This window comes from Marinimicrobium alkaliphilum (assembly GCF_003259155.1).
Taxonomy (GTDB): domain Bacteria; phylum Pseudomonadota; class Gammaproteobacteria; order Pseudomonadales; family Cellvibrionaceae; genus Marinimicrobium_A; species Marinimicrobium_A alkaliphilum.
In genome coordinates this window covers 42,137-67,476 of sequence record NZ_QGMQ01000002.1, presented here as the reverse complement: position 1 = coordinate 67,476, position 25,340 = coordinate 42,137, and the positions used below count along the sequence as shown (strand labels likewise).

General features: G+C 58.8%; 21 protein-coding genes and 1 tRNA gene. 7 read left to right on the top strand and 15 right to left on the bottom strand.

Annotation, left to right across the window (positions count from 1 at the left end):
- Positions 1–119 precede the first annotated feature (119 nt).
- Positions 120–1,559 carry a Gfo/Idh/MocA family oxidoreductase gene (locus DKW72_RS03695; protein WP_111640986.1) on the top strand — a complete coding sequence of 480 codons (1,440 nt, stop codon included), beginning with the start codon at positions 120–122 and terminating at the stop codon, positions 1,557–1,559.
- Between the two features lie 37 nt (positions 1,560–1,596).
- Here the strand turns inward: DKW72_RS03695 and DKW72_RS03690 are convergent.
- From DKW72_RS03690 to rlmE, 7 genes are all read right to left on the bottom strand, one after another.
- A tRNA-Leu gene (locus DKW72_RS03690) sits at positions 1,597–1,681 on the bottom strand.
- Positions 1,682–1,760: 79 nt separating this feature from the next.
- The gene (secG, locus tag DKW72_RS03685) at positions 1,761–2,123 is read right to left on the bottom strand and encodes a preprotein translocase subunit SecG (protein WP_332835784.1); all 363 of its coding nucleotides are present in this window, start codon (positions 2,121–2,123) and stop codon (positions 1,761–1,763) included.
- A gap of 55 nt (positions 2,124–2,178) precedes the next feature.
- Positions 2,179–2,946 carry a triose-phosphate isomerase gene (tpiA, locus tag DKW72_RS03680; RefSeq protein ID WP_232522306.1) on the bottom strand — a complete coding sequence of 256 codons (768 nt, stop codon included), beginning with the start codon at positions 2,944–2,946 and terminating at the stop codon, positions 2,179–2,181.
- Between the two features lie 117 nt (positions 2,947–3,063).
- Positions 3,064–4,401, bottom strand: a complete 1,338-nt coding sequence (glmM, locus tag DKW72_RS03675; RefSeq protein WP_111640983.1) for a phosphoglucosamine mutase — start codon at positions 4,399–4,401, stop codon at positions 3,064–3,066.
- Between the two features lie 17 nt (positions 4,402–4,418).
- On the bottom strand, positions 4,419–5,270 hold the full coding sequence (folP, locus tag DKW72_RS03670; protein WP_111640982.1) for a dihydropteroate synthase: 852 nt from the start codon (positions 5,268–5,270) through the stop codon (positions 4,419–4,421).
- 81 nt (positions 5,271–5,351) lie between these two features.
- Positions 5,352–7,286 carry an ATP-dependent zinc metalloprotease FtsH gene (ftsH, locus tag DKW72_RS03665; protein ID WP_111641330.1) on the bottom strand — a complete coding sequence of 645 codons (1,935 nt, stop codon included), beginning with the start codon at positions 7,284–7,286 and terminating at the stop codon, positions 5,352–5,354.
- A gap of 99 nt (positions 7,287–7,385) precedes the next feature.
- Entirely contained in the window at positions 7,386–8,009 is a 624-nt protein-coding gene (rlmE, locus tag DKW72_RS03660; RefSeq protein ID WP_111640981.1) for a 23S rRNA (uridine(2552)-2'-O)-methyltransferase RlmE, read from the bottom strand.
- A gap of 74 nt (positions 8,010–8,083) precedes the next feature.
- Here rlmE and yhbY point away from each other — a divergent pair, with 74 nt between their 5' ends.
- On the top strand, positions 8,084–8,386 hold the full coding sequence (gene yhbY / locus DKW72_RS03655) for a ribosome assembly RNA-binding protein YhbY (RefSeq protein ID WP_111640980.1): 303 nt from the start codon (positions 8,084–8,086) through the stop codon (positions 8,384–8,386).
- Positions 8,387–8,524: 138 nt separating this feature from the next.
- On the opposite strand, the gene greA is transcribed toward yhbY, so the two are convergent.
- From greA to DKW72_RS03630, 5 genes are all read right to left on the bottom strand, one after another.
- Positions 8,525–9,004: a transcription elongation factor GreA gene (gene greA / locus DKW72_RS03650; protein ID WP_111640979.1), complete on the bottom strand. Its 480-nt coding sequence runs from the start codon at positions 9,002–9,004 to the stop codon at positions 8,525–8,527.
- Entirely contained in the window at positions 9,001–12,222 is a 3,222-nt protein-coding gene (carB, locus tag DKW72_RS03645) for a carbamoyl-phosphate synthase large subunit (protein WP_111640978.1), read from the bottom strand. Before carB ends, greA begins: the two co-directional genes overlap by 4 nt.
- A gap of 161 nt (positions 12,223–12,383) precedes the next feature.
- Positions 12,384–13,529 (bottom strand): glutamine-hydrolyzing carbamoyl-phosphate synthase small subunit, encoded by a 1,146-nt coding sequence (gene carA / locus DKW72_RS03640; RefSeq protein ID WP_111640977.1) that lies wholly within the window; start codon positions 13,527–13,529, stop codon positions 12,384–12,386.
- Positions 13,530–13,848: 319 nt separating this feature from the next.
- A complete protein-coding gene (locus tag DKW72_RS03635; RefSeq protein WP_111640976.1) occupies positions 13,849–15,222 on the bottom strand; it encodes an amidohydrolase family protein in 1,374 nt (457 codons plus the stop codon).
- Positions 15,223–15,262: 40 nt separating this feature from the next.
- Positions 15,263–15,673, bottom strand: coding sequence for an MAPEG family protein (locus tag DKW72_RS03630; RefSeq protein ID WP_111640975.1), 411 nt, complete (start codon positions 15,671–15,673; stop codon positions 15,263–15,265).
- Between the two features lie 217 nt (positions 15,674–15,890).
- Here DKW72_RS03630 and DKW72_RS03625 point away from each other — a divergent pair, with 217 nt between their 5' ends.
- Positions 15,891–16,862, top strand: coding sequence for a GGDEF domain-containing protein (locus DKW72_RS03625; RefSeq protein WP_111640974.1), 972 nt, complete (start codon positions 15,891–15,893; stop codon positions 16,860–16,862).
- A 608-nt stretch (positions 16,863–17,470) separates the two neighbouring features.
- Here the strand turns inward: DKW72_RS03625 and DKW72_RS03620 are convergent.
- Complete coding sequence (locus DKW72_RS03620) at positions 17,471–20,170, bottom strand: fasciclin domain-containing protein (protein WP_232522305.1); 2,700 nt, start codon at positions 20,168–20,170, stop codon at positions 17,471–17,473.
- A 278-nt stretch (positions 20,171–20,448) separates the two neighbouring features.
- Between DKW72_RS03620 and DKW72_RS03615 the strand changes: the two genes are divergently transcribed.
- The 4 genes from DKW72_RS03615 to DKW72_RS03600 are packed head-to-tail and all read left to right on the top strand — an operon-like array spanning position 20,449 to position 23,880.
- Positions 20,449–21,582 (top strand): MlaE family ABC transporter permease, encoded by a 1,134-nt coding sequence (locus tag DKW72_RS03615; RefSeq protein WP_111640972.1) that lies wholly within the window; start codon positions 20,449–20,451, stop codon positions 21,580–21,582.
- Positions 21,579–22,376, top strand: coding sequence for an ABC transporter ATP-binding protein (locus DKW72_RS03610; RefSeq protein WP_269777874.1), 798 nt, complete (start codon positions 21,579–21,581; stop codon positions 22,374–22,376). The genes DKW72_RS03615 and DKW72_RS03610 overlap by 4 nt, the downstream gene beginning before the upstream one ends.
- Before the next feature lie 2 nt (positions 22,377–22,378).
- Positions 22,379–23,275 carry an MlaD family protein gene (locus DKW72_RS03605; RefSeq protein WP_111640970.1) on the top strand — a complete coding sequence of 299 codons (897 nt, stop codon included), beginning with the start codon at positions 22,379–22,381 and terminating at the stop codon, positions 23,273–23,275.
- The gene (locus DKW72_RS03600) at positions 23,272–23,880 is read left to right on the top strand and encodes an ABC-type transport auxiliary lipoprotein family protein (protein ID WP_111640969.1); all 609 of its coding nucleotides are present in this window, start codon (positions 23,272–23,274) and stop codon (positions 23,878–23,880) included. Before DKW72_RS03605 ends, DKW72_RS03600 begins: the two co-directional genes overlap by 4 nt.
- A gap of 3 nt (positions 23,881–23,883) precedes the next feature.
- On the opposite strand, the gene dapB is transcribed toward DKW72_RS03600, so the two are convergent.
- Positions 23,884–24,690 (bottom strand): 4-hydroxy-tetrahydrodipicolinate reductase, encoded by an 807-nt coding sequence (dapB, locus tag DKW72_RS03595; protein WP_111640968.1) that lies wholly within the window; start codon positions 24,688–24,690, stop codon positions 23,884–23,886.
- A gap of 24 nt (positions 24,691–24,714) precedes the next feature.
- Positions 24,715–25,332 (bottom strand): GTP cyclohydrolase II, encoded by a 618-nt coding sequence (gene ribA, locus DKW72_RS03590; RefSeq protein ID WP_111640967.1) that lies wholly within the window; start codon positions 25,330–25,332, stop codon positions 24,715–24,717.
- Positions 25,333–25,340: the final 8 nt, after the last annotated feature.

The following is a 25,340-nucleotide window of genomic DNA, read 5'->3' as shown; positions in this document are numbered from 1 at the left end:
GCTTACGCTACCGGGTTCGGATCGCACAACCGCCAGAGCGCACACTATCTGGCAGCCCCCGGCGTTGTAACCTCAAGCCGTGATAACACATTATAAATACAGCAATGAGAGACAAAATCATGACAGATAAAAACCATTCCATTGACCGAAGAAACTTCATCACCAGTACCGGCAAGGTGCTCGCCGGGTCCATGCTGACCACCACCGCCATGGGCTCTTTTGCCGGACCCTCTGCCGGCCGCAAGAAGCGTGTCGCCTTGGTCGGTACCGGTATTCGGGGCGTGCGCTTCTGGGGGCGTGACCTGGTGCAGAACTTCAGTGATAGCGTTGAGTTTGTCGCACTGTGTGACCTCAACCCCGGTCGTCTGGCCTTTGCCAAGGAGTATATTGGGGTCGATTGCCCGACCTTTACCCACATTGATCAGATGCTGGCACAGGTCGAGGATATCGACCTCGTTATGGTGACCACGGACGATGCCAGCCACGATGAGATCATCATCAAGTCTCTCGGAAAAAACATCAGTGTGGTCACCGAAAAACCGATGACCACCGACGAGTTCAAGTGTACGGCCATTCAGGAGGCGGTAGAAAACTCCAAAGGCGAGCTGATCATGGCCTTCAACTATCGCTATGGTCTGATGTTCACATCCATGAAAGAAGTATTGGAAACCAAGGAGATTGGAGACGTTGTTTCGGTCGATTTCAATTGGTACCTGAATACGTATCACGGCGCATCCTACTTCCGTCGCTGGCACGGCCTGCGCGACAAAGGGGGTACCCTGCTGCTGCACAAGTCAGCACACCATTTCGACCTGCTGAACTGGTACCTGGAATCGGACCCGGTGGAAGTCCATGCTTACGGTGATCTGGAGCATTACGGCAAGAATAACGCATTCCGCGGTGAGAAGTGCCGGGGATGTCCGCACAAGAAAGCGTGCGGGGACTACCACTGGGATATCACCCAGGACGAGCTGGCGACCAACCTCTATGTCAACAACGAGCATCACGATGGCTATATTCGCGATAACTGTCTGTGGCGTGAAGAGATCGACATTTTTGACAAGATGAGCGTACAGATTCGCTACGCCAACAATGTCATTGTGAACTATTCGCTGACCACCTATTCGCCCTTCGAAGGCTTCCGCCTGGCCTTCAATGGCAAGGCGGGCCGCGCCGAAACCTGGGAAGGCATCCCCTGGTTGGAACAGGCGGCCATTGACCAGGCCTCAATCTATGAGAAGGAAATGGGCCTTAGCAGTCACAGCGCCCGGGATGAAGGTGTGCAGGAGATCAATATTGCCAACAACTTCGGCAGTCACAGACGTATCGAATTGCCCTATGTCCGCCGGGCTCACTGGGGCGGCGATCCGATCCTCAACGCCCATGTGTTTAAGGGTATCCCTCCCGAGCGCAACGTGGGCCAAAAAGCCAATTTCCGGGATGGTGCCATGGCTGTGCTGATCGGTGTCGCCGCGCGCAAGAGTATCGACGAAGGCCGCCCGGTCAAGATCGAGGAATTGACCAGCCTTAAACCTCAAGCGAGACGCATCAAAGCTTAAAAAAAAAGGCTCTCCGTTAGGAGAGCCTTTTTTAATATGGTGCCCAAGGCCGGACTTGAACCGGCACGGCTTGCGCCACTACCCCCTCAAGATAGCGTGTCTACCAATTCCACCACTTGGGCATAATAAGGGGTCAAACTCATTACTACTTACTTAACACCCAGCGTGCCAGTATCCCGACACGCTGCGCGTTGTTACAACTTAGTCTTCCGGCACCTCGGGGATTGTGCTGCCGTCGTCGGCATCATCATCCACCATGGGGATATCGGAGTCTTGCACCGCGTCGCGGGATTCGATAACAGCGGGTACGCCCAGATCACCGATGTCGGCTTTGTTCTTGGCAATAATTGCCAAGCCAAAGCTGGTGGCGAAGAATACCACCGCCATGATCGCGGTCACGCGGGCAAAGAAACTGACGCTGCCGCTACTGCCGAATACGGTTTGCGAAGCGCCACCCCCAAAGGAGGCACCGGCGGTTGCACCCTTACCCTGCTGAAGCAGGATAAGCACAACGATCGCGATTGCGGTCAGCGAATGTAGTACGAGTACGAGGTTTTCCATCATTCAATTCTCTAATTGAGCGACTCATTGATTCGCAGTCAATTTCAGGGGGCGTATTCTACCCTGCTGCGCGACAAATCGCCAAAAAATCTTCACTTTTCAGTGACGCCCCACCAATCAGGCCGCCATCGATATCTGCCATGGCAAACAATTCGGGGGCATTATCAGGCTTTACGCTACCACCGTACAAGACCTGAATGGTCTCGCCCTGCACCCCCAGACGTTCGCGGATGTAGGCGTGGACGCGCTGAGCATCAGCCGGTGTTGCATGACGCCCGGTGCCGATTGCCCAAACAGGCTCATAAGCCACCACAGCGCGGGCAAATGCCTCCAGCCCCACCTTGTCGATAACCACACCGAGCTGGCGCCCAACGACTGCCAAGGTGTGGCCGCCGTCACACTCTTCGAGCGATTCGCCCACGCAGAGTATTGGCGTCAGGCCGTGGCTCAAAGCAGCCGCAAACTTTTCGGCTACCAACTCGTCAGTTTCATTAAACAACTGACGGCGCTCACTGTGGCCTATAATCACGTACCGGCAACCGGTCTCAGCCAGCATTTTTCCCGATACTTCACCGGTGTAGGCGCCCTCGCTATACTGACTCAGGTTCTGCCCACCCAGGTAGAATTCGCTTTTTTCCAGCAGCTCAGCGGCTTGCGGCAAATAAATAAACGGTGGACATATCGCCACCTCTGCCGAACCCGATTGCGCTTTCCAGCCCGCGACCAGCGCTTCCAATAAAGCCTGATTGCTACGCCGGGAACCGTTCAACTTCCAGTTCGCTACCACCAACGGGCGTCGTTGGGGGCCTGGTTTTTGTGCGTCCAAATAGTGCCTCCCGACAAAGCGGGCGCCAATGGTAGCGAAGAAAGCCGCAACATACAATCACCCGTACCGACTTTGTGCCACCCTGTACCCGCCAGGTCTCTCTCAGTTGTCTCGTTTTTAGTGTAGTGCGTTTTCCACGGCGGTCGCGAGCTCTTGGGCCAGCGCTTTGACCTGGGCTTTATCCTGCCCTTCAACCATCACCCGAACAACGGGCTCGGTGCCGGAGGGGCGCAATAATACCCTACCTGTATCCCCAAGTTTAGCCTCGGTTGCGGCAACCGCTTCGGCGATGGCGGGGTTGTCGGAAATATCCATGCGCGTGGGCATCTGAACGTTGATCATGGTCTGGGGCATTTTGGTCATGCCCTGGCGCACTTTGTACAGGCTTTCATCCCGGCTGACCATCGCCTTGAGCACCTGCAAGGCAGAAATGATGCCGTCACCGGTAGTGGTGACATTGCCGCAGACAATGTGGCCGGAAGATTCACCGCCGTACTTCCAGCCGTTATCGCGCATGGCCTCAAGGACGTAGCGGTCGCCGACTTTGGCCCGATAGAAGGGAATGCCCAGTTTGTTCACCGCCAACTCAAAGCCGAAATTGGTCATCAGCGTGCCCACGACCCCGTCACACCCGCCGCCGTACTCATGGGCATCCTCGGCGATAATAAACAGCAGTTCATCGCCGTCGACAATATTCCCCTTGTGATCGACAAAAACCACCCGGTCGCCGTCGCCATCAAAGGCGATGCCGAGGTCGGCCCCCATCTCCACGACCTTTTCTTTCATTGCCTCGGGCTTGGTAGAGCCGCAGCTGCGGTTGATGTTGGTGCCGTTGGGTTCGGCCGCAACCGGAATCACCTTGGCCCCCAGCTCGCTGAAGACATTGGGCGCAATGTGGTAAGTCGCGCCATTGGCGCAGTCGAGCACGATCTGCAGGCCCGCCAGGCTGAACCCCCAGGGCATGGTGCCCTTGCAGAACTCAATGTAGCGACCGGCGGCGTCGTCGATCCGCCGGGCCTTGCCCAGACGTTCGGCCGTTACCATCGGCTTGTCCAGTTCTTCCTCGATCTGGCGCTCGATCTCGTCCGGCAGCTTGGTGCCATTGCCGCTGAAGAATTTGATGCCGTTGTCGTGGTAACTGTTGTGCGAGGCGCTGATCACGATGCCCGCCTGGGCCTGGAAGGTCCGGGTCAGGTAGGCAATCCCGGGGGTGGGCATAGGCCCCAGCAAGCCGACATCGACACCGGCGCTGATCAGGCCCGCCTGCAGCGCCGATTCGAACATATAACCGGAAATTCGCGTGTCCTTGCCAATCAGGATCAGGTTCGGGCCCGGGTAGCGGTCCACCAGGACCCGACCTGCAGCCCAGCCCAGCTTGAGCATAAACTCCGGGGTGATCGGATGGTCGCCTACCTTGCCGCGAATGCCATCGGTGCCAAAATATTTGCGTGTCATGGGTTTATCTCTCCGTGTCAGTCGTCGAGCGGGCTGTGCAGCGCCGCTTCGACGTCGAGTACATCCCGGGTGGCTGCGACGTCGTGCACCCGGATAATATGTGCGCCCCGCTGGGCCGCCGCCAGCGCCAGCGCCAGGCTGCCCGCCAGGCGGTCTTCCAGAGCCCGACCGAGCAGGTGTTCAAGCATGGATTTGCGCGACATGCCCACCAGTACCGGGTAGCCCAGAGCAACCAGTTCCGGCAGGCGACGCAACAAAGCGAGATTATGCGCCAGAGTTTTGCCAAAGCCAAACCCGGGATCCAGGATCAGCCGCTCAGGTCCGATACCGGCAGCGCGACAGGCGTCGATCCGGTGATGCAAGAAACCCTTCACTTCGCTTACCACATCCCCGTAAGCGGGCTGCGCCTGCATGGTGTCGGGCTGCCCCTGCATGTGCATCACGCACACCGGCAACCCCGTGTCGGCAGCGGCCTGGAGGGCGCCGTCGCGCGTGAGCGCCCTGACGTCGTTGAGCATGCCGGCACCGGCCGCCGCCGCCTCACGGATCACCCCGGGACGGCTGGTATCCACCGATACCAGGGCGCCCAACTCGGCCACCAGGCGCTCGACCACCGGCACGACCCGATCCAGCTCTTCCTGTTCGGACACCGGCACCGCCCCCGGACGGGTGGACTCACCGCCAACATCGATGATGGCCGCCCCTTCTGCCAACATCTGCCGGCCGCGCTCAAGGGCGCGCGCCAGAGACAACTGTCCGTTGCGGTAGTAGTGACCGCCGTCGGAGAAGGAATCGGGGGTGGTATTGAGAATCCCCATCACCTGGGGGCGACTCAGATCCAGGCGGTGGGTGCCGCACGCAAGCTGCATAACCGGTCTCGCTTAGGGTCCAGTAAAACAAAAACCCCGGGTTGCCCCGGGGTCTCAATTATAACCTGATGATGACTGGCGTCAGTGATCTTCCGCCGGACCGCCAATGGGCCCGGTTTTGCCGTCGTCGGCTTGCTTGCCGTCTTTGGCATCTTCACTTTCGCCCTTGCCGTCTTTGTTGCGCAAGTGGCTGTTGAAGTCGTCATCGTGCCAATCCCGCGGCGGACGCACCTTGCGACGGGCCATCAGGTCTTCGACCTGCTCGGCATCGATGGTTTCGTACTCCATCAGCGCTTCTTTCATGGCCTCCAGAATATCGCGGTTGTCGTGCAGGATTTGATCGGCCCGTTTGTAGCAGCTATCAATAATACGGCGCACCTCTTCATCGATGAGCTTGGAGGTATCGCCGGAATAGTTGGCCTTACCGGTACCGGGCATCATGCCTTCATCTTCACCATAGTGAAGCGGGCCCAGCTTGTCAGACAGCCCCCACTTGGTCACCATGTTGCGCGCCAGCTCGGTGGCCCGCTCGATATCGTTCGAAGCACCGGTCGTAATACCCTCAGCGCCCAGGGTCATCTCCTCGGCAATACGACCGCCGAACAGGGTACAGATGCTGGACTCGATAGCCCGACGGCTCATGCTGTACTTGTCGCCTTCCGGCAGGAATTGGGTGACACCCAGAGCCCGGCCACGAGGGATAATGGTGACCTTGTGAATCGGGTCGTGCTCCGGCACCAACTTGCCGACAATGGCATGGCCGGCTTCGTGGTAGGCGGTGTTTTCCTTCTCTTTTTCGCTCATCACCATGGAGCGGCGCTCGGCCCCCATCATGATCTTGTCGCGCGCCTTCTCGAACTCTTCCATGGTCACCAGGCGCTTGTTGCCACGCGCCGCGAAGAGCGCGGCCTCGTTCACCAGGTTGGCCAGGTCAGCACCCGAGAAGCCCGGCGTACCGCGGGCGATAATGCCCGGGTTGGTGCGCTCGTCGATCGGCACCTTGCGCATATGGACCTTGAGAATCTGTTCGCGGCCGCGAATATCGGGCAGTCCCACCACCACCTGGCGGTCGAAGCGACCCGGGCGCAGCAGCGCCTTATCGAGCACGTCTGGGCGGTTGGTGGCGGCAATCACGATAACCCCTTCGTTACCTTCAAAGCCGTCCATTTCCACCAGCAGCTGGTTCAGGGTCTGCTCACGCTCATCGTGACCGCCCCCGTGACCGCCGCCCCGATGGCGACCCACGGCGTCGATTTCATCAATAAAGATGATACACGGCGACTGTTTTTTGGCCTGCTCGAACATATCCCGTACCCGGGAGGCACCGACACCGACAAACATCTCCACGAAGTCGGAACCGGAAATCGAGAAGAAAGGCACCTTGGCCTCGCCGGCGATGGCCTTGGCGAGCAGGGTCTTACCGGTCCCGGGCGGGCCCGCCATCAGCACGCCGCGCGGGATCTGGCCGCCAAGACGCTGGAATTTGGAGGGATCGCGCAGGTATTCAACCAGCTCCTGCACATCTTCCCGGGCTTCGTCGACCCCGGCGACATCGGCAAAGGTGGTCTTGATCTGGTCTTCACCCAGCAGCCGCGCCTTGCTCTTGCCAAAGCTCATGGGGCCGCCGCGGCCACCTGCACCGCCCTGCATCTGGCGCATAAAGAACAGGAACACCGCAATAATGATCAAAATCGGGAAGCTGGCCACCAGCAGCTGCTGCCAGAGGCTCGGGGTCGAAGGCTCGACACCCTCGACGTCGACCCGGTGGTTGATCAGCTCGTCGATGATCTTGTTGTCCGGCAATTGAGGACGAATCGTGGTAAAGCGCGAGCCGTCACTGTAGACCCCCTCAATTCTGAGGCCGTCCACGGTCACTTCCCGCACCTGGTCGTTTTTCACCGCACTCACAAACTCGGAGTAAGTGAGCTTGGGGTCCGCCTGTTCCTGGTTGAAACCCTGGAACACGGTGAACAGCACAGCGGCGATCACCAGCCACAGAATCAAATTTTTGGTCATATCGTTCAAGGAAACGTCCTCACTGCTTTACTCAGACTGTCGGGCATCACTGGCCAGTATACTGTGAATACACCCAAATGTACCGTCGAGGGGGCGAATTTAGGGGGCTTTGTAGCCCTTGGCGACCAGGTAAACCTCGCGTGAACGGGGCCGCGAGGCCTGGGGTTTGCGAATAGCGACCTTGGTGAACAGGCTGCGGGCACTCTTCAGATAATCGTCGAAGCCCTCACCCTGAAAGACTTTGGCAACAAAAGCGCCGTTTGGTTTCAGTACCTGCTGCGCCATATCGAGCGCCAGCTCCACCAGATACATGGCCTGGGGCTGATCCACGGCATCCACACCACTCATGTTGGGGGCCATGTCCGAGATTACAAGGTCGGCCCGCTGCCCGTCCATCGCCGCCATCAGCTGCTCGAAGACCTCGGTTTCGGTAAAGTCGCCCTGGATGAAATCTACCCCGGCTATGGTATCCATGGGCAGGATATCCGAGGCCAGAACCCGGCCCTTGTCCCCGACCAACCGGGCCGCCACCTGGGACCAGCCGCCGGGGGCCGCGCCTAAATCTACTACCGTCAGGCCCGGACGGATCAGTCGGTCTTTGTCATTGATTTCCAGGAGCTTGTAGCTGGCCCGGGAGCGGTAGCCATCGCGCTGGGACAATTTGACGTAATGGTCGTTGAAGTGCTCCTCCAGCCACCGGTTACTGCTTTTCGATCTGGCCATGATAAATCCGCGAAGTCACTTGAGGGATGGGTTACAATACCGCATCCACTTTTTCGATAAAACAAGGTAAATCTATGCCCCTCAGTGCCGACCGCAAAAAACAGTTCCGCTCCATCGGGCACAACCTCAAACCCGTTGTCACCGTGGCCGACAATGGCTTGACTGAGGGTGTACTCAAAGAGCTCAACCGGGCGCTGAACGACCACGAGCTGATCAAGGTCAAGCTGGCGGTGACGGAGCGCGAGGACCGCAACGCAGTGATCGAGCAGATCAAGGCTTTACCCAAGGTGGAAGTGATTCAGCAGGTGGGCAAGATTGCATTGGTGTACAAACCTGCGAAAGAGCCGAACCCGAAGCTGTCGAATCTGTTGCGCTAACGGCGGGTCGGGTGCCTCAGTGTCGGATTAGGCGCAGCCGTAATTCGACAAAAATGGCACGCTGCACCCAGTAGGTCGGATTAGCCCGCAGGGCGTAATCCGACAAAGCGGCACGCATCAGCGCACCGCCCTGCTTCCCTAAATATGCTCCACCTTGTCAATTTCGTACTCGATCTCACCGCCGGGTGCGCGTACCACGGTGACGTCACCCTCTTCCTTGCCAATCAGGGCGCGGGCGATGGGTGAGTTGACGGAAATCTTGTTCGCCTTCACATTGGCCTCGTCGTCACCGACGATCTGGTAAGTGACCTGCTCATCGGTATCGCAATTGATGATGGTCACAGTGGTGCCGAAGATCACCTTGCCTGAATGAGGGATTTTCTTTACATCGATGATCTGTGCATTGCCAAGCTTGCCTTCGATCTCCTGAATCCGACCCTCACAAAAACTCTGCTGCTCGCGCGCCGCGTGATACTCGGCATTTTCCTTCAGGTCGCCATGCTCACGGGCGTCGGCAATCGCCTGACTGATACGCGGGCGATCGACCTTTTTCAGCTGCTCGAGCTCCTCGCGCAGCTTTTGTGCGCCGTCCACTGTCATCGGGAATTTGCTGCTCATACCTTTGCCCTCTCATGCAGATCCTGCAGGCGGCGCACACGGGTCTCGCGACCTTCGTTGAGCGCCATACAAATGGCTTCGCCACCGGCCATGGTCGTGGTGTAGTACACCCGGCCATTTTCCGCACTGCGGCGAATGGAGGAAGAATCCTTGATCGCCTGACGGCCTTCCGTGGTATTGATGATCAGATCAATCTGACGATTTTTAATCATGTCGACAATGTGCGGACGACCTTCCTGCACCTTGTTGACCACCTCAACCGCCAGACCGGCTTTTTTGAGGACCGCGGCGGTGCCGCGGGTGGCGACCAGCTTGAAGCCCAGCTCGATCAGGTCTTTACCCACCTTGACCACGCCCGGCTTGTCCACTTCACGCACACTGATAAACACGGTGCCCTCGGTGGGGATACGGCTGCTGGCGCCCAGCTGCGATTTGGCATAGGCCTCGCCGAAGGTGTCGCCCACCCCCATCACTTCACCGGTGGATTTCATTTCCGGGCCGAGAATCGGATCCACCGCCGGGAATTTGTTGAACGGGAACACCGCCTCTTTGACACTGAAGTAGCTGGGCACGATTTCCTGGGTAAAGCCCTGATCCTTCAGGCTGGTACCGGCCTGGCAGCGCGCTGCCACTTTAGCCAGAGACACGCCGATGCACTTGGACACAAAGGGCACGGTGCGCGAGGCGCGCGGATTGACTTCGATCACGTAGATCTTGCCATCCTGATAGGCCAGCTGGGTGTTCATCAGGCCAATGACCCCGAGCTCCAGGGCCATTTTCTTGACCTGCTCACGCATCTCGTCCTGCACATCCGCGGGAAGTGAGTAAGGCGGCAACGAACAGGCCGAGTCGCCCGAGTGCACGCCGCACTGTTCGATGTGCTGCATGATCCCGCCAATCACCACCTGCTCACCGTCACAGACGGCATCAATGTCGACTTCAATGGCGGCACTCAGGAAACGATCCAGCAGCACCGGTGCATCCTCGGAGACTTCCACTGCCGAGTTCATGTAGGTGCGCAACTCTTCTTCTTTGTAGACGATTTCCATCGCGCGGCCGCCCAGTACATAAGACGGGCGCACCACCAACGGATAGCCGACACGCTCAGCCAGCAGCAGCGCTTCTTCGAGTGAGCGGACAATGGCATTGGGCGGTTGCAGCAAATCGAGTTTTTCGATCATCTGCTGGAAGCGCTCGCGGTCTTCAGCACGGTCGATGGCATCCGGGCTGGTGCCGATAATGGGCACGCCATCGGCCTCCAGGGCGCGCGCCAGCTTGAGCGGGGTCTGGCCACCAAACTGCAGGATCACACCCTTGGGTTTTTCCTTGTAGACAATCTCGAGCACGTCTTCGAGCGTGATTGGCTCAAAGAACAACCGGTCGGAGGTATCAAAGTCCGTGGACACAGTTTCCGGGTTACAGTTGACCATGATGGTTTCGTAACCGTCTTCGCGCATGGCCAGTGCCGCATGTACGCAACAGTAGTCAAACTCGATGCCCTGACCGATACGGTTGGGGCCGCCGCCGATGACCAGAATCTTGTCCTTGTCACTGGGGTTGGCCTCACACTCTTCCTCATAGGTTGAGTACATATAGGCAGTGGAGGTCGAGAATTCCGCCGCACAGGTATCCACCCGTTTGTACACCGGGCGCACGTTCAGCTTGTGGCGCTGGCGACGCACCGAGGCTTCGCTCACGCCCAACAGCAGCGCCAGGCGCTTGTCCGAGAAGCCCTTGCGCTTGAGCTTGAAGAAAGCGTCAGCATCCAGAGCTTTCAGGTCCTGGCCACGCAGAGACGCTTCGATGTCCATCAACTCTTTGATCTGCACCAGGAACCAGGGATCGATGGCCGAGGCTTCAAACACCTCATCGACGGTCATGCCCAGGCGGAAGGCGTCACCGACATACCAGATACGTTCGGCACCGGGGGTGGTCAAATCCAGCCGCACCCGGGCCAGGGCCTCGTCGCTGGCCAGGTCCACTTTGGATTCAAACCCGGCGGAGCCTACTTCCAGGCCGCGCAGGGCTTTCTGCAGGGATTCCTGGAAGGTGCGACCGATCGCCATTACCTCGCCCACAGATTTCATCTGGGTGGTCAGGCGGGCATCGGCCTCGCCAAATTTTTCAAAGGTAAAGCGCGGTATCTTGGTGACCACGTAGTCAATGCTTGGCTCAAACGACGCCGGGGTGGCACCGCCGGTAATTTCGTTTTGCAATTCGTCGAGGGTATAACCCACAGCCAGCTTGGCCGCCACCTTGGCGATCGGGAAACCCGTGGCCTTGGACGCCAGGGCCGAGGAACGCGATACCCGGGGGTTCATCTCAATCACCACCAGGCGACCGTCTTCCGGATTGACCGCAAACTGGACGTTGGAGCCGCCAGTTTCTACCCCGATCTCCCGCAACACCGCGATCGAGGCGTTACGCATGATCTGGTATTCCTTGTCGGTCAGGGTCTGGGCCGGGGCGACGGTGATCGAGTCACCGGTGTGAACCCCCATGGGATCAAAGTTTTCGATGGCGCAGACGATGATGCAGTTGTCATTTTTGTCGCGCACCACCTCCATTTCGTATTCTTTCCAGCCCAGCAGAGATTCGTCGATCAGCAGCTCATTGGTGGGCGACAGGTCCAGACCGCGGGCACAGATCTCTTCAAACTCTTCCCAGTTGTAGGCGATACCGCCACCGGAGCCACCCATGGTGAAAGACGGGCGGATAATGCAGGGAAAACCGAATTCCTTGGGCACTTCCAACGCTTCGTCCATGGTGTGCACGATCTTGGCTTTGGCACACTCGAGCCCGATGCGCTTCATGGCCTTGTCGAACAGGTCCCGGTCTTCCGCCATGTTGATGGCGGCCTCATTGGCCCCGATCAGCTCAACGCCGTATTTTTCCAGCACGCCGTGCTTGGCCAGATCCAGAGCGCAGTTGAGTGCGGTCTGCCCCCCCATGGTGGGCAATACCACATCCGGGCGCTCCTGCTCGATGATTTTTTCAACAGTGCGCCACTCGATGGGCTCGATGTAGGTGGCGTCGGCCATGGCCGGGTCGGTCATGATGGTGGCCGGATTGGAGTTCACCAGGATTACCCGGTAGCCCTCTTCGCGCAGGGCCTTGCAGGCCTGGGCGCCAGAGTAGTCAAACTCGCAGGCCTGACCGATCACGATGGGACCGGCGCCGAGGATCAGAATGCTGTTAATGTCGGTACGTTTTGGCATGTGTGCTCCGGTTTATGGGCTTTTCGGGGGTCCGGGTTGCCGGTTGGCCCTGCCAGACACGCCGTGAATACTTCCTTGTAGGCTCGACGCCCGCTTCCCTGCGGGCGACGGTCTGGCAGGGCCAACCGGCAACCCGCCGTCAAACCCCATCTGTCTATCGCTTAGGCCTGCTTGCGAGCCTGCATCAGTTCAATAAAGTGGTCGAACAGGGTGTCCGCATCGTGGGGGCCGGGGCTGGCCTCCGGGTGACCCTGAAAGCTGAACGCCGGTTTGTCGGTGCGGTGGATGCCCTGCAGCGAGCCGTCAAAGAGCGACTTGTGGGTCGCCTTCAGGTTGGCGGGCAGCGAGGTCTCGTCGACGGCAAAACCGTGGTTCTGGGCGGTGATCATCACCCGCTTGCTGTCGAGGTCCTGCACCGGGTGGTTGCCACCGTGGTGGCCGAATTTCATTTTTCCGGTTTTTGCGCCCGAGGCCAGGGCCAGCAGTTGGTGGCCGAGGCAGATGCCAAACACCGGAATGTCGGTTTCCAGGAGCTGCTGGATCGCCTCAATGGCGTAGGTGCAGGGCTCCGGGTCGCCCGGGCCGTTGGACAGGAACACCCCGTCCGGTTTCATGGCCAGCACGTCGCTGGCGGGGGTCTGGGCCGGCACCACGGTCAGGTCGCAGTGGCGATCGGCGAGCATGCGCAGGATGTTGCGCTTGATGCCGTAGTCGTAGGCCACCACTTTGTAGGGCTTGTCGCCCTGGGGCTGGGTGTGACCCTGGCCCAGTTGCCAGGTCCCCTCGCTCCAGGGGTAGGCCTTGCTGACACTGACTTCCTTGGCCAGATCCATGCCCTTGAGACCGGCGAAGGCTTTGGCCTGTTCGAGGGCCTTGGCCTCGTCGATATCGCCCGCCATGATGCAGCCGTTCTGGGCACCCTTGTCGCGCAAAATCCGGGTCAGGCGACGGGTATCGATATCCGCGATACCGACGACCTTGCGCTCACGCAGGTAGTCGGACAGGGTCTGCTCGTTGCGGAAACTGCTCGCCAACAGGGGCAGGTCGCGAATCACAAGACCCGCCGCCCAGACACTGGCGCACTCTTCGTCTTCGCTGTTGGTGCCGGTATTGCCGATATGGGGATAAGTGAGGGTGACGATCTGACGGGCGTAGGAGGGATCGGTGAGAATCTCCTGATAGCCGGTCATGGAGGTGTTGAACACCACCTCGCCAACGGAAAGGCCCTCAGCACCGATAGCGGTGCCGCGGAATATGCTGCCGTCCTCCAGGACGAGCAAAGCGGGAGTGGGAGCCCCAGTAGTCAAGTCAACCTCCTAACGCGATGGTGGCAATATAAGCGCCGAAAAACCCTTTTCACAGGCTCAAAGCGGCAGCCGCACAGACGTATTGGTGCGAAAATCGACGTATGTTAGGGCTGCGGAGTCGTGAAAAGCCCGGTCGCTGGCTGCTTGCACGGGTTGCAAAAAAGCGAGATGAAACGCCAGCTTCATCTCGCTCTGATTCCGTGGTTTGCCTCACCACCTGCGGCGACCGTCGGCGCGGCTTTGGCCATGTACAATCTAACCGCGAATTCTACGTCAGCCGCCTACCGCTGTCCAATGGAAATCGTTTTTATCCACCGGGTCACTCGTGACGGCCGGCTATTTCAGCCAACCGCTGCGCTATCTCGTCTTGCGGGTACCAACGACCCCGCACCATGACGCCAGCGGGCTCGCGCAGATGCTCAATAGCCTCAAGCGGATTGCGATCCAACAATATCAGGTCGGCCCGGTAGCCGGGCTGTACCTGTCCAGCATCATCCAGGGCAAAATATTCCGCCGCGCGCCGGGTACCGGTCACCAGCACGTCATAGGGGGAGAGCCCGGCCGCCACCATCATCTCGGCTTCGTGGTGCATGGAGAAGCCGGGGACATTAAAAAACTGGGGCGCGTCAGAGCCAAAAGCAATGCGGGCACCGCCGTCATGCAGGGCTTTAAGTAACTCTCTACGCAGCTCAACCAACGCCTGCGCAGCCTCGGGCTGAAAGTCCTCGCGCGCCTGGTAGTCGTGCTTGGCCCGCACCCAACCTTCAATCACCCTGGGCGGCAAATAGCGCATCTCCGGCCACTCGGCCATGGCCTCTGGCGCTTCATCCGAGGCCAGGTGCTCGACCAGGCTGAGCGTGGGAACATTCCAGACCCCGGATTCCACAGTCAGATCGACCACCGCCGGGATTCGCTCCCGGTCAACCAGATCAATCAGGCCGCTGCCAAAAAAGCCCCCAGCGCGACCGCTCAGATCCGCATCTTCAGCTACCAGAAACTCGACGTACCGGTCCAAGTGGTCAACCGATACCTGGCCTACCGCCAGAGCGTGCTCCAGGGAGACCCCAGTGGGAATGTGGCCACCGAAGGGCAACCCCACCTGATTGGCCTCATCCGCCAAATGACGGTAATTGATGGGTGACGGGCCGCCAATTTTCATCAAATCGAAGCCCTGTTCGTGAAACTGACGCACCGCTGCACGCGCTTGTGACTCGGATCCGGCATTGTGCTGCCCGGTCCAGGGGCTGGCGGTGTAGAGGGTCGGCCCCTCCAGCTCACCCGCGGCCAAACGCTCACGCACATCAATATGGTAAGGGTGGCCCGCCATACCCCGAACCAGGGTCACGCCATTGGAAATGTACAGAAACAGCACATCTTGCGCATACCGAGGGTTATCGTCGCCGGGGACGTGGCCGTGCATCTCAGCCATGCCCGGCATCAGGTAGCGCCCCTCAGCCGGAATGCGCACGGCGTTTGCCGGAAGCGGTTCCCCCGGCGCCAGCAAAGCCTCAATACGCCCGTCGCGCACCACCACCGAGCGGTTCTCAAGCACCCGCTCTTCATCCATGGGCACAACATTCACATTCTCAAACACATAGGCACCGGGCTCAGGGTCCGACTCGGAAACTGCCCCTTGCCCACAGCCGCTCACAAGCGGCAGCATAGCAATTACCGCGAACAGCACACGTTTCATGATCAATCCCCCTCTAACTCACCAAAGCTCACCGGGTACATTACAGCACCCAAATCACCCCCAGCAGCGCGATATTGGCCAGCAGGGCCAGGCCGAAAAAATAGCTGCGCGGACTGGGGTTCCGCTCAGTTGCCAGCGTGTAATACAGCACCATATGACCGATCCGACCCAGAGCGTAAAGCCACACCAGAAAGCCGGTCCACCAAGGATCGGTACCCACCCACACCGCCAACACCACAGTGCCGATAAACAGGGGCAGATTCTCGAGCGAGTTCATAAAGGTCCGGTGTGCCCGAAACACGAAAGAGTCGTGGGACAGGCCCGGGTCCAGCTTACCCGGCACGGCCCCTGGGCGCGCCGCCTTGGTCGTGCTGGCTACCAGCATCTGAATCAGCAGCGTCACCAAGACCACGTAAACGCCCGCAAAAGCCAATTGATAATCTCCGCCCACAGCCCCCTCCGATCACATCAAACGTCAGTAACAACCGACAGTATAGTCGAGGTCTCATCGATCACCGCCCAAAACCGTTCGACCTGCCCATTCGTCCTTTTGCACCCAAAATGGGATTTATGCACTTGATTCGGGACTGACAGCGCGGCTATGCTCAAGTAGCGCACATAATTGCAAAACAAATCAGCGCTATTTGGGCCGGACTCAGGGTGTATTGATGTACGAACGCCTCAAAAATGACTTTCGCCTATCCATCATGACCTTGATGGCCACCTGCGCTACGCTCGGTATTACCCCCTTCGCGCTTTGGCGCTTTGTTCGAGGCGACTGGCTGGTGGGGTTTGCAGACAGCATCATCGTCACGCTAATCGTCGGCTCAGTGGTTTACGCGTGGCGCACCGGAAACACGCGCGGCCCCGGGCTTGTCATTGGCATCACCAACTGTGTGGGGGGAACAACCGTGGCCCTCGTGGTAGGGGACGCCACCCTGTTCTGGCTGTTTCCGGCATTCATTACCTGCTTTTTCCTGACCTCTGCCGCCGTTGCGGTGCTACTGACCCTCGGATCGCTGACAACGCTGGCACTCTTTGGCGATGCCTATACCGACACACAACAGATGCTGACCTTTTCCACCACGGCTTTGGTGGTCAGTGCCTGCGCCTACGTGTTTGCCCGACGCAATGAAAGCCAGCGGGCACAGCTGGAAACACTGGCTTCGATGGACCCGCTGACCGGGGTAAGAAACCGCCGCTCTCTGGACGAAGCCGTGACCGCCATTATGGGCGAGGAACATTCAGACATGAGCACCGGCCTGGTGCTGATTGACCTTGATCACTTCAAGCGCGTAAATGACTTACACGGTCACAGCACCGGGGATATGGTCCTGCGAGACTTTGTCGGTTTACTGAAAAGCAATATCCGGCGCACAGATCAACTGTTCCGCTTCGGCGGCGAGGAGTTTGTGCTGATGTTGCCGGACGTGAATGAAGAACGGTTGCGAGCGGCACTGGAGCACCTATTGGGTGTAGTACGCAACTCGCTCGAAGGACCCGCCGGTAAAATAACCGCGTCGTTCGGCGCGGCCATCCTGCGCCCGGGAGAGAGTGAAAAGACCTGGTTCAATCGCGCCGATGAGGCGTTATATGCAGCCAAAGCCCAGGGGCGCGATCGCATCGTTATTGCCGAATGAGGCACCAATGTCAGGATGGCGTTTCAGGTTTTGAGATCACCGTTTTAAATCAGTTCGGTGCCTCAGGTGTCGGATTACGCTGCGCTAATCCGACCTACTCAAACAATGGCACCCTGCTTCCAGTAGGTCGGATTAGCCGCAGGCGTAATCCGACAAAAGCCCAACCACCCCAAACAATGGCACCCTGCTTCCAGTAGGTCGGATTAGCGCAGCGTAATCCGACAAAAGCCCACCCCCCCAAACAATGGCACCCTGCTGCCAGTAGGTCGGATTAGCCGCAGGCGTAATCCGACAAAAGCCCAACCACCCCAAACAATGGCACCCTGCTTCCAGTAGGTCGGATTAGCCGCAGGCGTAATCCGACAAAAGCCCAACCACCCCAAACAATGGCACCCTGCTGCCAGTAGGTCGGATTAGCGCAGCGTAATCCGACAAAAGCCCACCCCCCCAAACAATGGCACCCTGCTTCCAGTAGGTCGGATTAGCCGCAGGCGTAATCCGACACCTGAGGCAAATCTCCTTGTAATATCAGCCAAAAAAAAGGCCCGGCATTTGCCGGGCCTTGCTTCCCCTAAGGGTCGCCATTTCTGTCACTACTGCCTAGGCGCTTAGTCCAAGATGACAGAGTCAATGACATGAATGATACCGTTAGTGGTGTAGATATCAAACATGCTAACTGTTGCACCACCGATCTGAAGTTCGCCATCAACAATCGCGATGGAGACTGAACCGTCAGTGGCCATAGTGGTGGCAGCGCCGCCATTCAGGCTGAAGGCCGTTACTGAGTCGACCGCTGCACCGCTAATAACATGATTGAGCAGGATCTGGGTCAGCTGTTCTTCGCTCAAACTTTCCAACGTGCCATCCGGCAGCGCAGCAAAAGCATCATCAGTCGGCGCAAACACCGTGTAGGTTTCGTCTTCATCAGCCAAAGCGCCATCCAGGTTGGTGTCGACCAATGCGCTTACCAGCGTTTCAAAGATACCGGCATCAATCGCCGTTTCAACGATGTTCATGGTAGGTGCTTCTTCGGGCATCTCCTGAGGCATCATCACTTTGTCGATCGCATGGGCGACGCCATTATCAGCCGTCAGGTCCGCATCAATAACCTGGGACAGGTTGATGTAGAGCGCTTCACCACTCAGCGACAGTGCGGCGTTACCACCACTCGCCATCTCGATCACGTTTTCCTCTGAGTCCGCAATAGCGACGGCTGCCTCAGACAGTACGGTATTGTCACCAAATACGTGGTACAGAAGCACCGCTTCGAGCGCTTCGGGATCGGCCAGAAGGCCATCCAGAACGCCGTCTTCAAGCGCGTCGAAGGCGTCATTGGTGGGCGCAAACACGGTGAACTCTGCTTCCAGGTTAGCTAAGGTTTCGTCCAGTCCGGTGGCGTCAAGTGCAGCCAGCAGCGTGGTGAAGCGCTCATCACCGGCAACCAGATCGGCCAGGGAAACCTGGGGCTCTGCCGGCTCGGGTAGCTCAAGATCGCCCACGATAACAGCGTCAATCACGTGGATAATGCCATTGGTTGCATAGAGGTCGACCATGGTTACGGTCGCACCACCAATGTGCAGGTTACCACCACTGATGCTGACCGGAATCTCGGCACCACTCATGGTTGTTACGTTGGTACCGTTGGCCGCATAGGCTGCAATCGAATTCACTTGAGCTTCCTCGATTACATGTTGACCCAGCAGGGCTTCGAGAACAGCCGGATCAGCCAGAATGGCCTCCAACACCTCTGAATCAATGGCTGCGAACGCCGCGTCAGTGGGTGCAAACACCGTAAAGGACGCGCTCTCATCGTTCAGAGCGCCCACCAGGTTGGCCGCATCCAGTGCCTCGACCAGGGTGGTGAAATCGTCGCTGTCTTGCGCGATTTGTGCAATGGTCTGCGTCGGTTCGCCGCGCATGGCCGGGGGCATCATGACTTTGTCGACCGCGTGAATCACGCCGTTATCAGCCGTCACGTTCGGGGTAATAACCCGCGAGAGGTTCACGTACAGGTACTCACCGCTCAGCGACAATGCCGCTTCGTCTTCATTGGCATTGGCCATGGTGATGATGTTGTCGCCTGAGCTGGCAATGCTGATTGCGGCATCCGCCAATACGGTATCGCCACCGAATACGTGGTACAACAGAATCTCGGCCAGGGCTTCGGGCTGTTCCAGAAGGCCTTCAAGTACGCCGTCTTCGAGCGCATCAAACGCCGCATTGGTCGGCGCAAACACCGTGAACTCTGCGCTCAGGTCATCGAGCACGATGTCCAAACCGGTGAGCTCAAGGGCGGTCACCAAAGTGCTGAAGTTGTCATTGTCGGCGGCAACGTCCGTCAAGGACATGCCCGTCTCGGGCAGATCAACATCACCCACGATCACGGCATCAATGACATGAACAACACCGTTAGTGGCATAGATATCGGCAATGGTGACAGCGGCACCGCCGATACGCAGGGTACGCCCGCTGATTGACACCGGCACTTCGGCACCACTCATGGTGACAACACTGGTACCGTTAGCGGCATAGGCGTCGACTGACGAAAGTTGAGCGTCAGCAACCACGTGTTGCAGCAGGATCGCTTCGAGCGCATCTTCATCGGCCAGAATCGCAGCCAGCAGCTCTTCACCCACCGCATCGAAAGCGGCATTGGTGGGCGCAAACACGGTCAGGTCAGCGTCTTCGTCTGCCAGTGCGCCGACCAGGCCTGCGGTTTCGAGTGCGGTGACCAACGTAGAAAGATCATCGTTGCCTGATGCAATCTCGGCAATGTTCTGCGTCGGCTCACCCCGTTCGGCGGGCGGCATCAACACAGCGTCGATGACGTGGATAATACCGTTGTCGGCCATGATATTGGTGGTGACCACCAATGAGACATTGACCAACAAACCTTCATCGGACAGTGACAGACCGGTGAATTGACCGTTTGCCATTTCTACCGTATTACCGGCAGCGGCAACCGCACCGTCCTCATCAATTTCGTTACCGGAAATGACGTGGTAAAGAAGAATGTCGGACAGTGTTTCGGGATCGTCCAGGAGGGCGGCAATCGCTTCGTCGCCAAGATACGCGAAAGCTTCATCGGTGGGTGCAAAAACGGTAAAGCTACCGTCGGGATCATCCAGTACGGTATCCAGCCCGGTGGTTTCCAGGGCGAGAACCAAGGTGTCAAAACCGTCAGCTTCCATCGCAACGTCAACAACGCTACCGACGCTGGGCGTAGGATCCGGATCGGGACTCGGCGTTTCCAAAGGGGTTGAGCTACTGCTGCCGCAAGCGGCAAGCCCGAGTGTTAGTGAAAACACTCCTAATGTTTTTAATAGACTATTCATGACATTCAGCTCCGTGATTGTTAGGTCTTGCGTGAAGACTTCATACGCCAATACGGGCTAAAAAAAAGCGAGGATCATAACTCCTGCAACAAAAATTCTTTTTTTGTCAGAAAAATGCGGTTCAGCACAACAACGCAACCGTTTAGGGCGAATAAAAGGAAACAAGCGCCAAAATATGAATGCAAATTCAATGGTGTATACTGCTAGGACATTCAGTAATATACGATCGTTTGAACAAAAAAGGTAAAACCATGACCCCGTCGGGGACCCACGTCCAAGGCCAGATCAAAACCGAAGCCGATAGAATTGTCCTGTGCGGCGATTGGACGTTGGCTCATTATGAGGCACTACGCAGGCTGGTCATCGCCGAAGGCCAACTGGCGGACAATCGTTCCCTTGACTGGCGTGAGCTTGGAGAACTCGACACGGCGGGCGCATCATTACTGGTGGATTTAATCGGCAACGAACGCTGCCGCGACCTGAGCACAACGGCACCGGATCTTTCCGCTTCGCGCCGCGCGCTGCTCGAGACCGTGGCTGAAGCCCAGCGTCAGGACCTCGATGCACGCCCACGCACGCCCAACATGGCGGTCGAGTTTCTGGAAGATGTTGGCAAACGCGCTGAAAGTATCTGGCGCCAGCAAGCCACCCTGGCCGGATTTGTCGGCCTGACACTCACCACCCTCGCCAGCGTCATATTCCGCCCCCAACGTTGGCGTATCACGGCGCTGGCCGTGCAGATCAAGCAAACCGGCCTCGACGCCATGCCTATCGTCGCCCTTCTGACGTTTCTGGTGGGGGCCGTGGTGGCTTTTCTCGGAGCCACGGTGTTGCGGGAATTTGGGGCAACCATCTATACCGTCGACCTGGTGGCCTATTCATTCCTGCGTGAGTTTGGGGTACTACTGGCCGCGATCCTGCTCGCAGGGCGCACTGCCAGCGCCTTTGCCGCCCAGCTGGGCTCGATGAAAGCCAACGAAGAAATTGACGCAATACGCGCGCTGGGTCTTAACCCTATTGAGCTGCTGGTGCTGCCCCGTGTCATCGCCATGATCATAACTCTGCCCATTCTCACCTTTGTCGGGATGGTCAGCGGGATTCTCGGCGGCATGCTGGTGTGCGCACTGACGCTGGATATTACACCCCTGCAATTTGTGCGTATCATCGAGCGCGACATTTCCGTGGAGCACTTTTTTGTGGGTATCAGTAAGGCGCCGGTGTTTGCGTTTGTCATTGCTGTCATCGGCTGTGTCGAAGGTTTCAAAGTTACCGGCAGCGCAGAATCGGTCGGGGAACACACGACCTCAAGCGTGGTGCAATCCATCTTTATGGTAATCCTGCTCAATGCGATTGCGGCACTGTTCTTTATGGAGATGGACTGGTGAGTGATACACAAACGGCTTTTATCAGCGTACGCGGCTTGTGCAATCGCTTTGGCAGCCACAGCGTCCATGAGAACCTCGACCTGGATATTTACCGGGGCGAAATCCTCGGTGTTGTGGGCGGCTCGGGCACCGGCAAATCGGTGTTGATGCGCACCCTCATTGGCCTCAATGTGCCCGCAGAAGGCCGTATCGAGGTGGTGAGCTCCGCCGCCAAGCCGCCGCCCAACCCTGACCCGGCAATGCTCGCCTGTAACTTCGGTGTGCTGTTCCAGCACGGGGCGCTGTTCAGTTCGCTCACGCTGCAAGAGAATGTCGCCGTGCCCCTGATCGAACAGGCCGGACTCAAGCGCGAGCACGCTGAGCACCTGGCGCGGGTCAAGCTCGCCATGGTTGGGCTACCACCCGAGGCAGCCCTGAATTACCCGGCCGAGCTGTCCGGTGGCATGATCAAGCGCGGTGCACTCGCGCGGGCCTTGGCACTCGACCCCGACCTGCTGTTTCTCGATGAGCCCACCGCCGGGCTCGACCCGATCGGTGCCGCCGATTTCGACCGGCTGATCGTGACCCTGCGCGACGCCCTGGATTTGACCGTGTTCCTGGTCACCCACGATCTGGATACGCTGTATACTAGCTGTGACCGAATCGCCGTCCTGGCACAACAGCGGGTCCAGGTCGCCGACACCCTGGAGCGCGTCGCCGAATTCGACGACCCCTGGATTCACGACTACTTTCACGGCCCTCGAGGCCGCGCGGCTCAAACCGCCGCCCGCCGCCAGACAACCAGAGGACACTGATTATGGAACCGCGTGCGCACCACGTGCTTATCGGCCTGTTCACCTTGATCGCCGCTGGCGCTGCGCTGCTCTTTGCACTCTGGCTCAGCCAATCCAGCGCCGATCGGGAATACGCGTACTACCGGATCAGTTTCGATCAGGCAGTCACCGGCCTCGCCGTGGGCAACGCCGTGCTCTACAGCGGGATCCGTGTGGGCGATGTCCTCAGCCTGGAGCTGGACCGGGACGATCACCGGCGCGTATTAGCCGACATTCGAGTCTTCAGCGACACGCCTGTGCGTGAAGACACCCGGGCCAGCATGGAACTGACCAACATCACCGGCAATATGAGTATTCAGTTACGCGGCGGCGAGCCCGACAGCCCGGCGCTACCCGGCGACCGCGAAAACCCACCCGTGATTAACGCCGACGCCTCGCCCCTGAGTTCCCTGATGTCCAACGGCGAAGGCCTCATCGACAACCTGGCGCAACTCCTGGAGAACGTCAACCGCATCCTGTCCGAAGAAAACGCCGAGAGCATCACGGAGATTCTTGCCAACCTCAAACTCACCAGCGATACCCTGGCAAGTGAGCGCGGGGAGCTGACCCGAGGCCTGAACCAATTCAGCGAGCTGATGGAGGCCGTGGGCGAACTGACCGTTCAGGTGAGTGGCCTGATTGACGATCAGGGCCGGGAGGCGCTCGACAGCATCAACCGTACAGCAGTCATGCTCGAGTCCCTGATTGAAGACAACCGTGGTGGCTTTGAACAAAGCGTGCGCGGCATCAACGACATCACCCCCGCCATCAAGGAGTTGCGTCAGACCCTGGCGTCGCTCCAGCGCCTCAGCCAACGCCTGGAAGAAAGCCCTTCCGATGTACTCTTCGGACGCGATTCGCTTAAGGAGTATTCACCATGATCCCCCCATTCGCCCGCTGGGCCCTGGGCGCGGCCCTGATCGCCAGTCTCGCCGCGTGTTCGCCTTTTCCGAGCCATGAACCCCAGGATACCTATACCCTGCCCGCCAGCAGCGTCGACAGTCGCGCCCCGGAACGCGACCTGAGCCTGCGGGTGGAAACACCCCAGGCCAATCGCACTCTGAGCGGCAGCCGGATTCTGGTGATGCCCGACCCGCATCAGTTTCAAGCCTACTCGGGGGTTCGCTGGAGCGACGCCATCCCGCTGTTACTGCGCGACCACCTGATCGACGGCCTGCGCCGGGGCGGCGGCCTGCACGCCGTGGTGTCCGAGAGCAGCCGGGTCAATACCGGGCTGGAGCTGGTGAGTGAGCTGCGCGGTTTTCACACCGAGTATCGGGAAGGTCGGGCTGAGGCGGTGATTATTCTGGAGGCGTTACTGGTGGATACGGGGCGCCAGGAAGTGCTCGCCAGCCGCCGCTTTGAAATCCGCGAAGCCAGCGCTGGCAGTGACCTGCCGGCCGTGGTGAACGCTTTTGGCAAGGCTGCCGATACGCTCACCAACGACCTGCTGAGCTGGGCCGAGCCTCACTGGACTCAGCCCTAGCCATCAGCGCAGTTTGAGCACGTCCTGCATATCGTAAAAGCCTGCCGGCTGCGCGGCGATCCATTGCGCTGCACGCACCGCGCCCCGGGCAAAGGATTGCCGGCTCGACGCTTTGTGGGTGATTTCCACCCGTTCGCCATCGGCCATAAACATCACCGTGTGATCGCCCACCACATCGCCGCCACGCACAGTGGCAAAGCCGATGGTGTTCTGATCCCGGGCACCGGTCTGACCCTCGCGGCCGTAAACGGCATCCTTACCCAAATCCCGGCCCAGAGCCTCGGCCACCACTTCGCCCATGCGCAGCGCCGTGCCCGAGGGGGCATCGACCTTGTGACGATGATGGGCTTCATAAATTTCCACGTCGTAGTCATCACCCAGGGCTTTTGCCGCCATTTCCAACAACTTCAGGCAAACATTGACGCCGGTGCTGTAGTTGGCCGCCAGGCACAGGGGAATTTTATCCTGGTAGGCGTCAAGTTCGGCTTTTTCCTGCGAATCAAAACCGGTGGTGCCGATCACAATGCCTTTCTGGTGTTGTTCGCACACCGCCAGGTTTCTCAGGGTCGCGGCCGGAGCGCTGAAATCAATCAGCACATCAAACTGATCGGCGACGGATTCGATATCGCCCACCAAGGTCACCCCCAGCTTGCCGATACCCGCCAGCTCGCCGGCATCGGCACCGATCAGACTGGAGTCGGGCCGCTCAATGGCCGCGCTCAGGGTGGTGTTGTCATTGGCGTTGACCGCCTCGATCAGGGCTTTGCCCATGCGACCGGAGGCACCGTTGATGGCAATGCGTAAACTCATGGTGTCAGGTTCCGTGTTCGTGAATCAGGTGTGGTGGGGATGGTCGTCTTCCCAGTCGTCAAACAGGTGTCCCAGCTTGCCGCGCTTGGTTTCCAGGTACTGGGCATTGTGCGGGTTGCGCCCGGTGCGGTGGGGAATACGCTCCACCACCTCGATGCCCATCGCCTGCAAAGCTTTGACCTTACGCGGATTATTGGTGAGCAGGTTCAGACGCGAAACCCCCAGATGTTCAAGCATGGGTTTGAGAATACTGTAATCGCGCATATCGGCGCCAAAACCCAGACGCTCGTTGGCCTCGACGGTGTCGGCGCCACAGTCCTGCAGGTGATAAGCGCGGATTTTATTGAGCAAACCGATGCCGCGTCCTTCCTGGCGCAGGTAAAAAATCGCCCCGCGCCCGGCCAGGGCTACCTTGTGCATGGCCGCCTGCAGTTGCGGTCCGCAGTCGCAGCGCAAGCTGAACAGGGCGTCTCCGGTCAGGCACTCCGAGTGCACCCGCGCCAGCAGCGGCTCGTCGCTGTGCAAATCGCCCATGGTCAGCACCACATGCTCTTTGTCCAGGCCGTCGTCGGCAAAGCCGTGCATGGTAAACATGCCCCAGGGGGTCGGCAGTTTGCAGGATTCGATAAAGCGTATGCTCACGCGTCACT

What these genes read in the sequence shown, in the direction of transcription:
- yhbY (WP_111640980.1), top strand. Translation starts at nt 8,084, where the DNA reads ATGCCCCTCAGTGCCGACCGCAAAAAACAGTTCCGCTCCATCGGGCAC.
- glmM (WP_111640983.1), bottom strand. Translation starts at nt 4,401, where the DNA reads ATGACACGCAAATATTTTGGCACCGATGGCATTCGCGGCAAGGTAGGC.
- ftsH (WP_111641330.1), bottom strand. Translation starts at nt 7,286, where the DNA reads ATGACCAAAAATTTGATTCTGTGGCTGGTGATCGCCGCTGTGCTGTTC.
- carB (WP_111640978.1), bottom strand. Translation starts at nt 12,222, where the DNA reads ATGCCAAAACGTACCGACATTAACAGCATTCTGATCCTCGGCGCCGGT.
- DKW72_RS03635 (WP_111640976.1), bottom strand. Translation starts at nt 15,222, where the DNA reads ATGAAACGTGTGCTGTTCGCGGTAATTGCTATGCTGCCGCTTGTGAGC.
- greA (WP_111640979.1), bottom strand. Translation starts at nt 9,004, where the DNA reads ATGAGCAGCAAATTCCCGATGACAGTGGACGGCGCACAAAAGCTGCGC.
- folP (WP_111640982.1), bottom strand. Translation starts at nt 5,270, where the DNA reads ATGCAGCTTGCGTGCGGCACCCACCGCCTGGATCTGAGTCGCCCCCAG.
- dapB (WP_111640968.1), bottom strand. Translation starts at nt 24,690, where the DNA reads ATGAGTTTACGCATTGCCATCAACGGTGCCTCCGGTCGCATGGGCAAA.
- DKW72_RS03600 (WP_111640969.1), top strand. Translation starts at nt 23,272, where the DNA reads ATGATCCCCCCATTCGCCCGCTGGGCCCTGGGCGCGGCCCTGATCGCC.
- rlmE (WP_111640981.1), bottom strand. Translation starts at nt 8,009, where the DNA reads ATGGCCAGATCGAAAAGCAGTAACCGGTGGCTGGAGGAGCACTTCAAC.
- DKW72_RS03605 (WP_111640970.1), top strand. Translation starts at nt 22,379, where the DNA reads ATGGAACCGCGTGCGCACCACGTGCTTATCGGCCTGTTCACCTTGATC.
- secG (WP_332835784.1), bottom strand. Translation starts at nt 2,123, where the DNA reads ATGATGGAAAACCTCGTACTCGTACTACATTCGCTGACCGCAATCGCG.
- DKW72_RS03625 (WP_111640974.1), top strand. Translation starts at nt 15,891, where the DNA reads ATGTACGAACGCCTCAAAAATGACTTTCGCCTATCCATCATGACCTTG.
- DKW72_RS03615 (WP_111640972.1), top strand. Translation starts at nt 20,449, where the DNA reads ATGACCCCGTCGGGGACCCACGTCCAAGGCCAGATCAAAACCGAAGCC.
- DKW72_RS03695 (WP_111640986.1), top strand. Translation starts at nt 120, where the DNA reads ATGACAGATAAAAACCATTCCATTGACCGAAGAAACTTCATCACCAGT.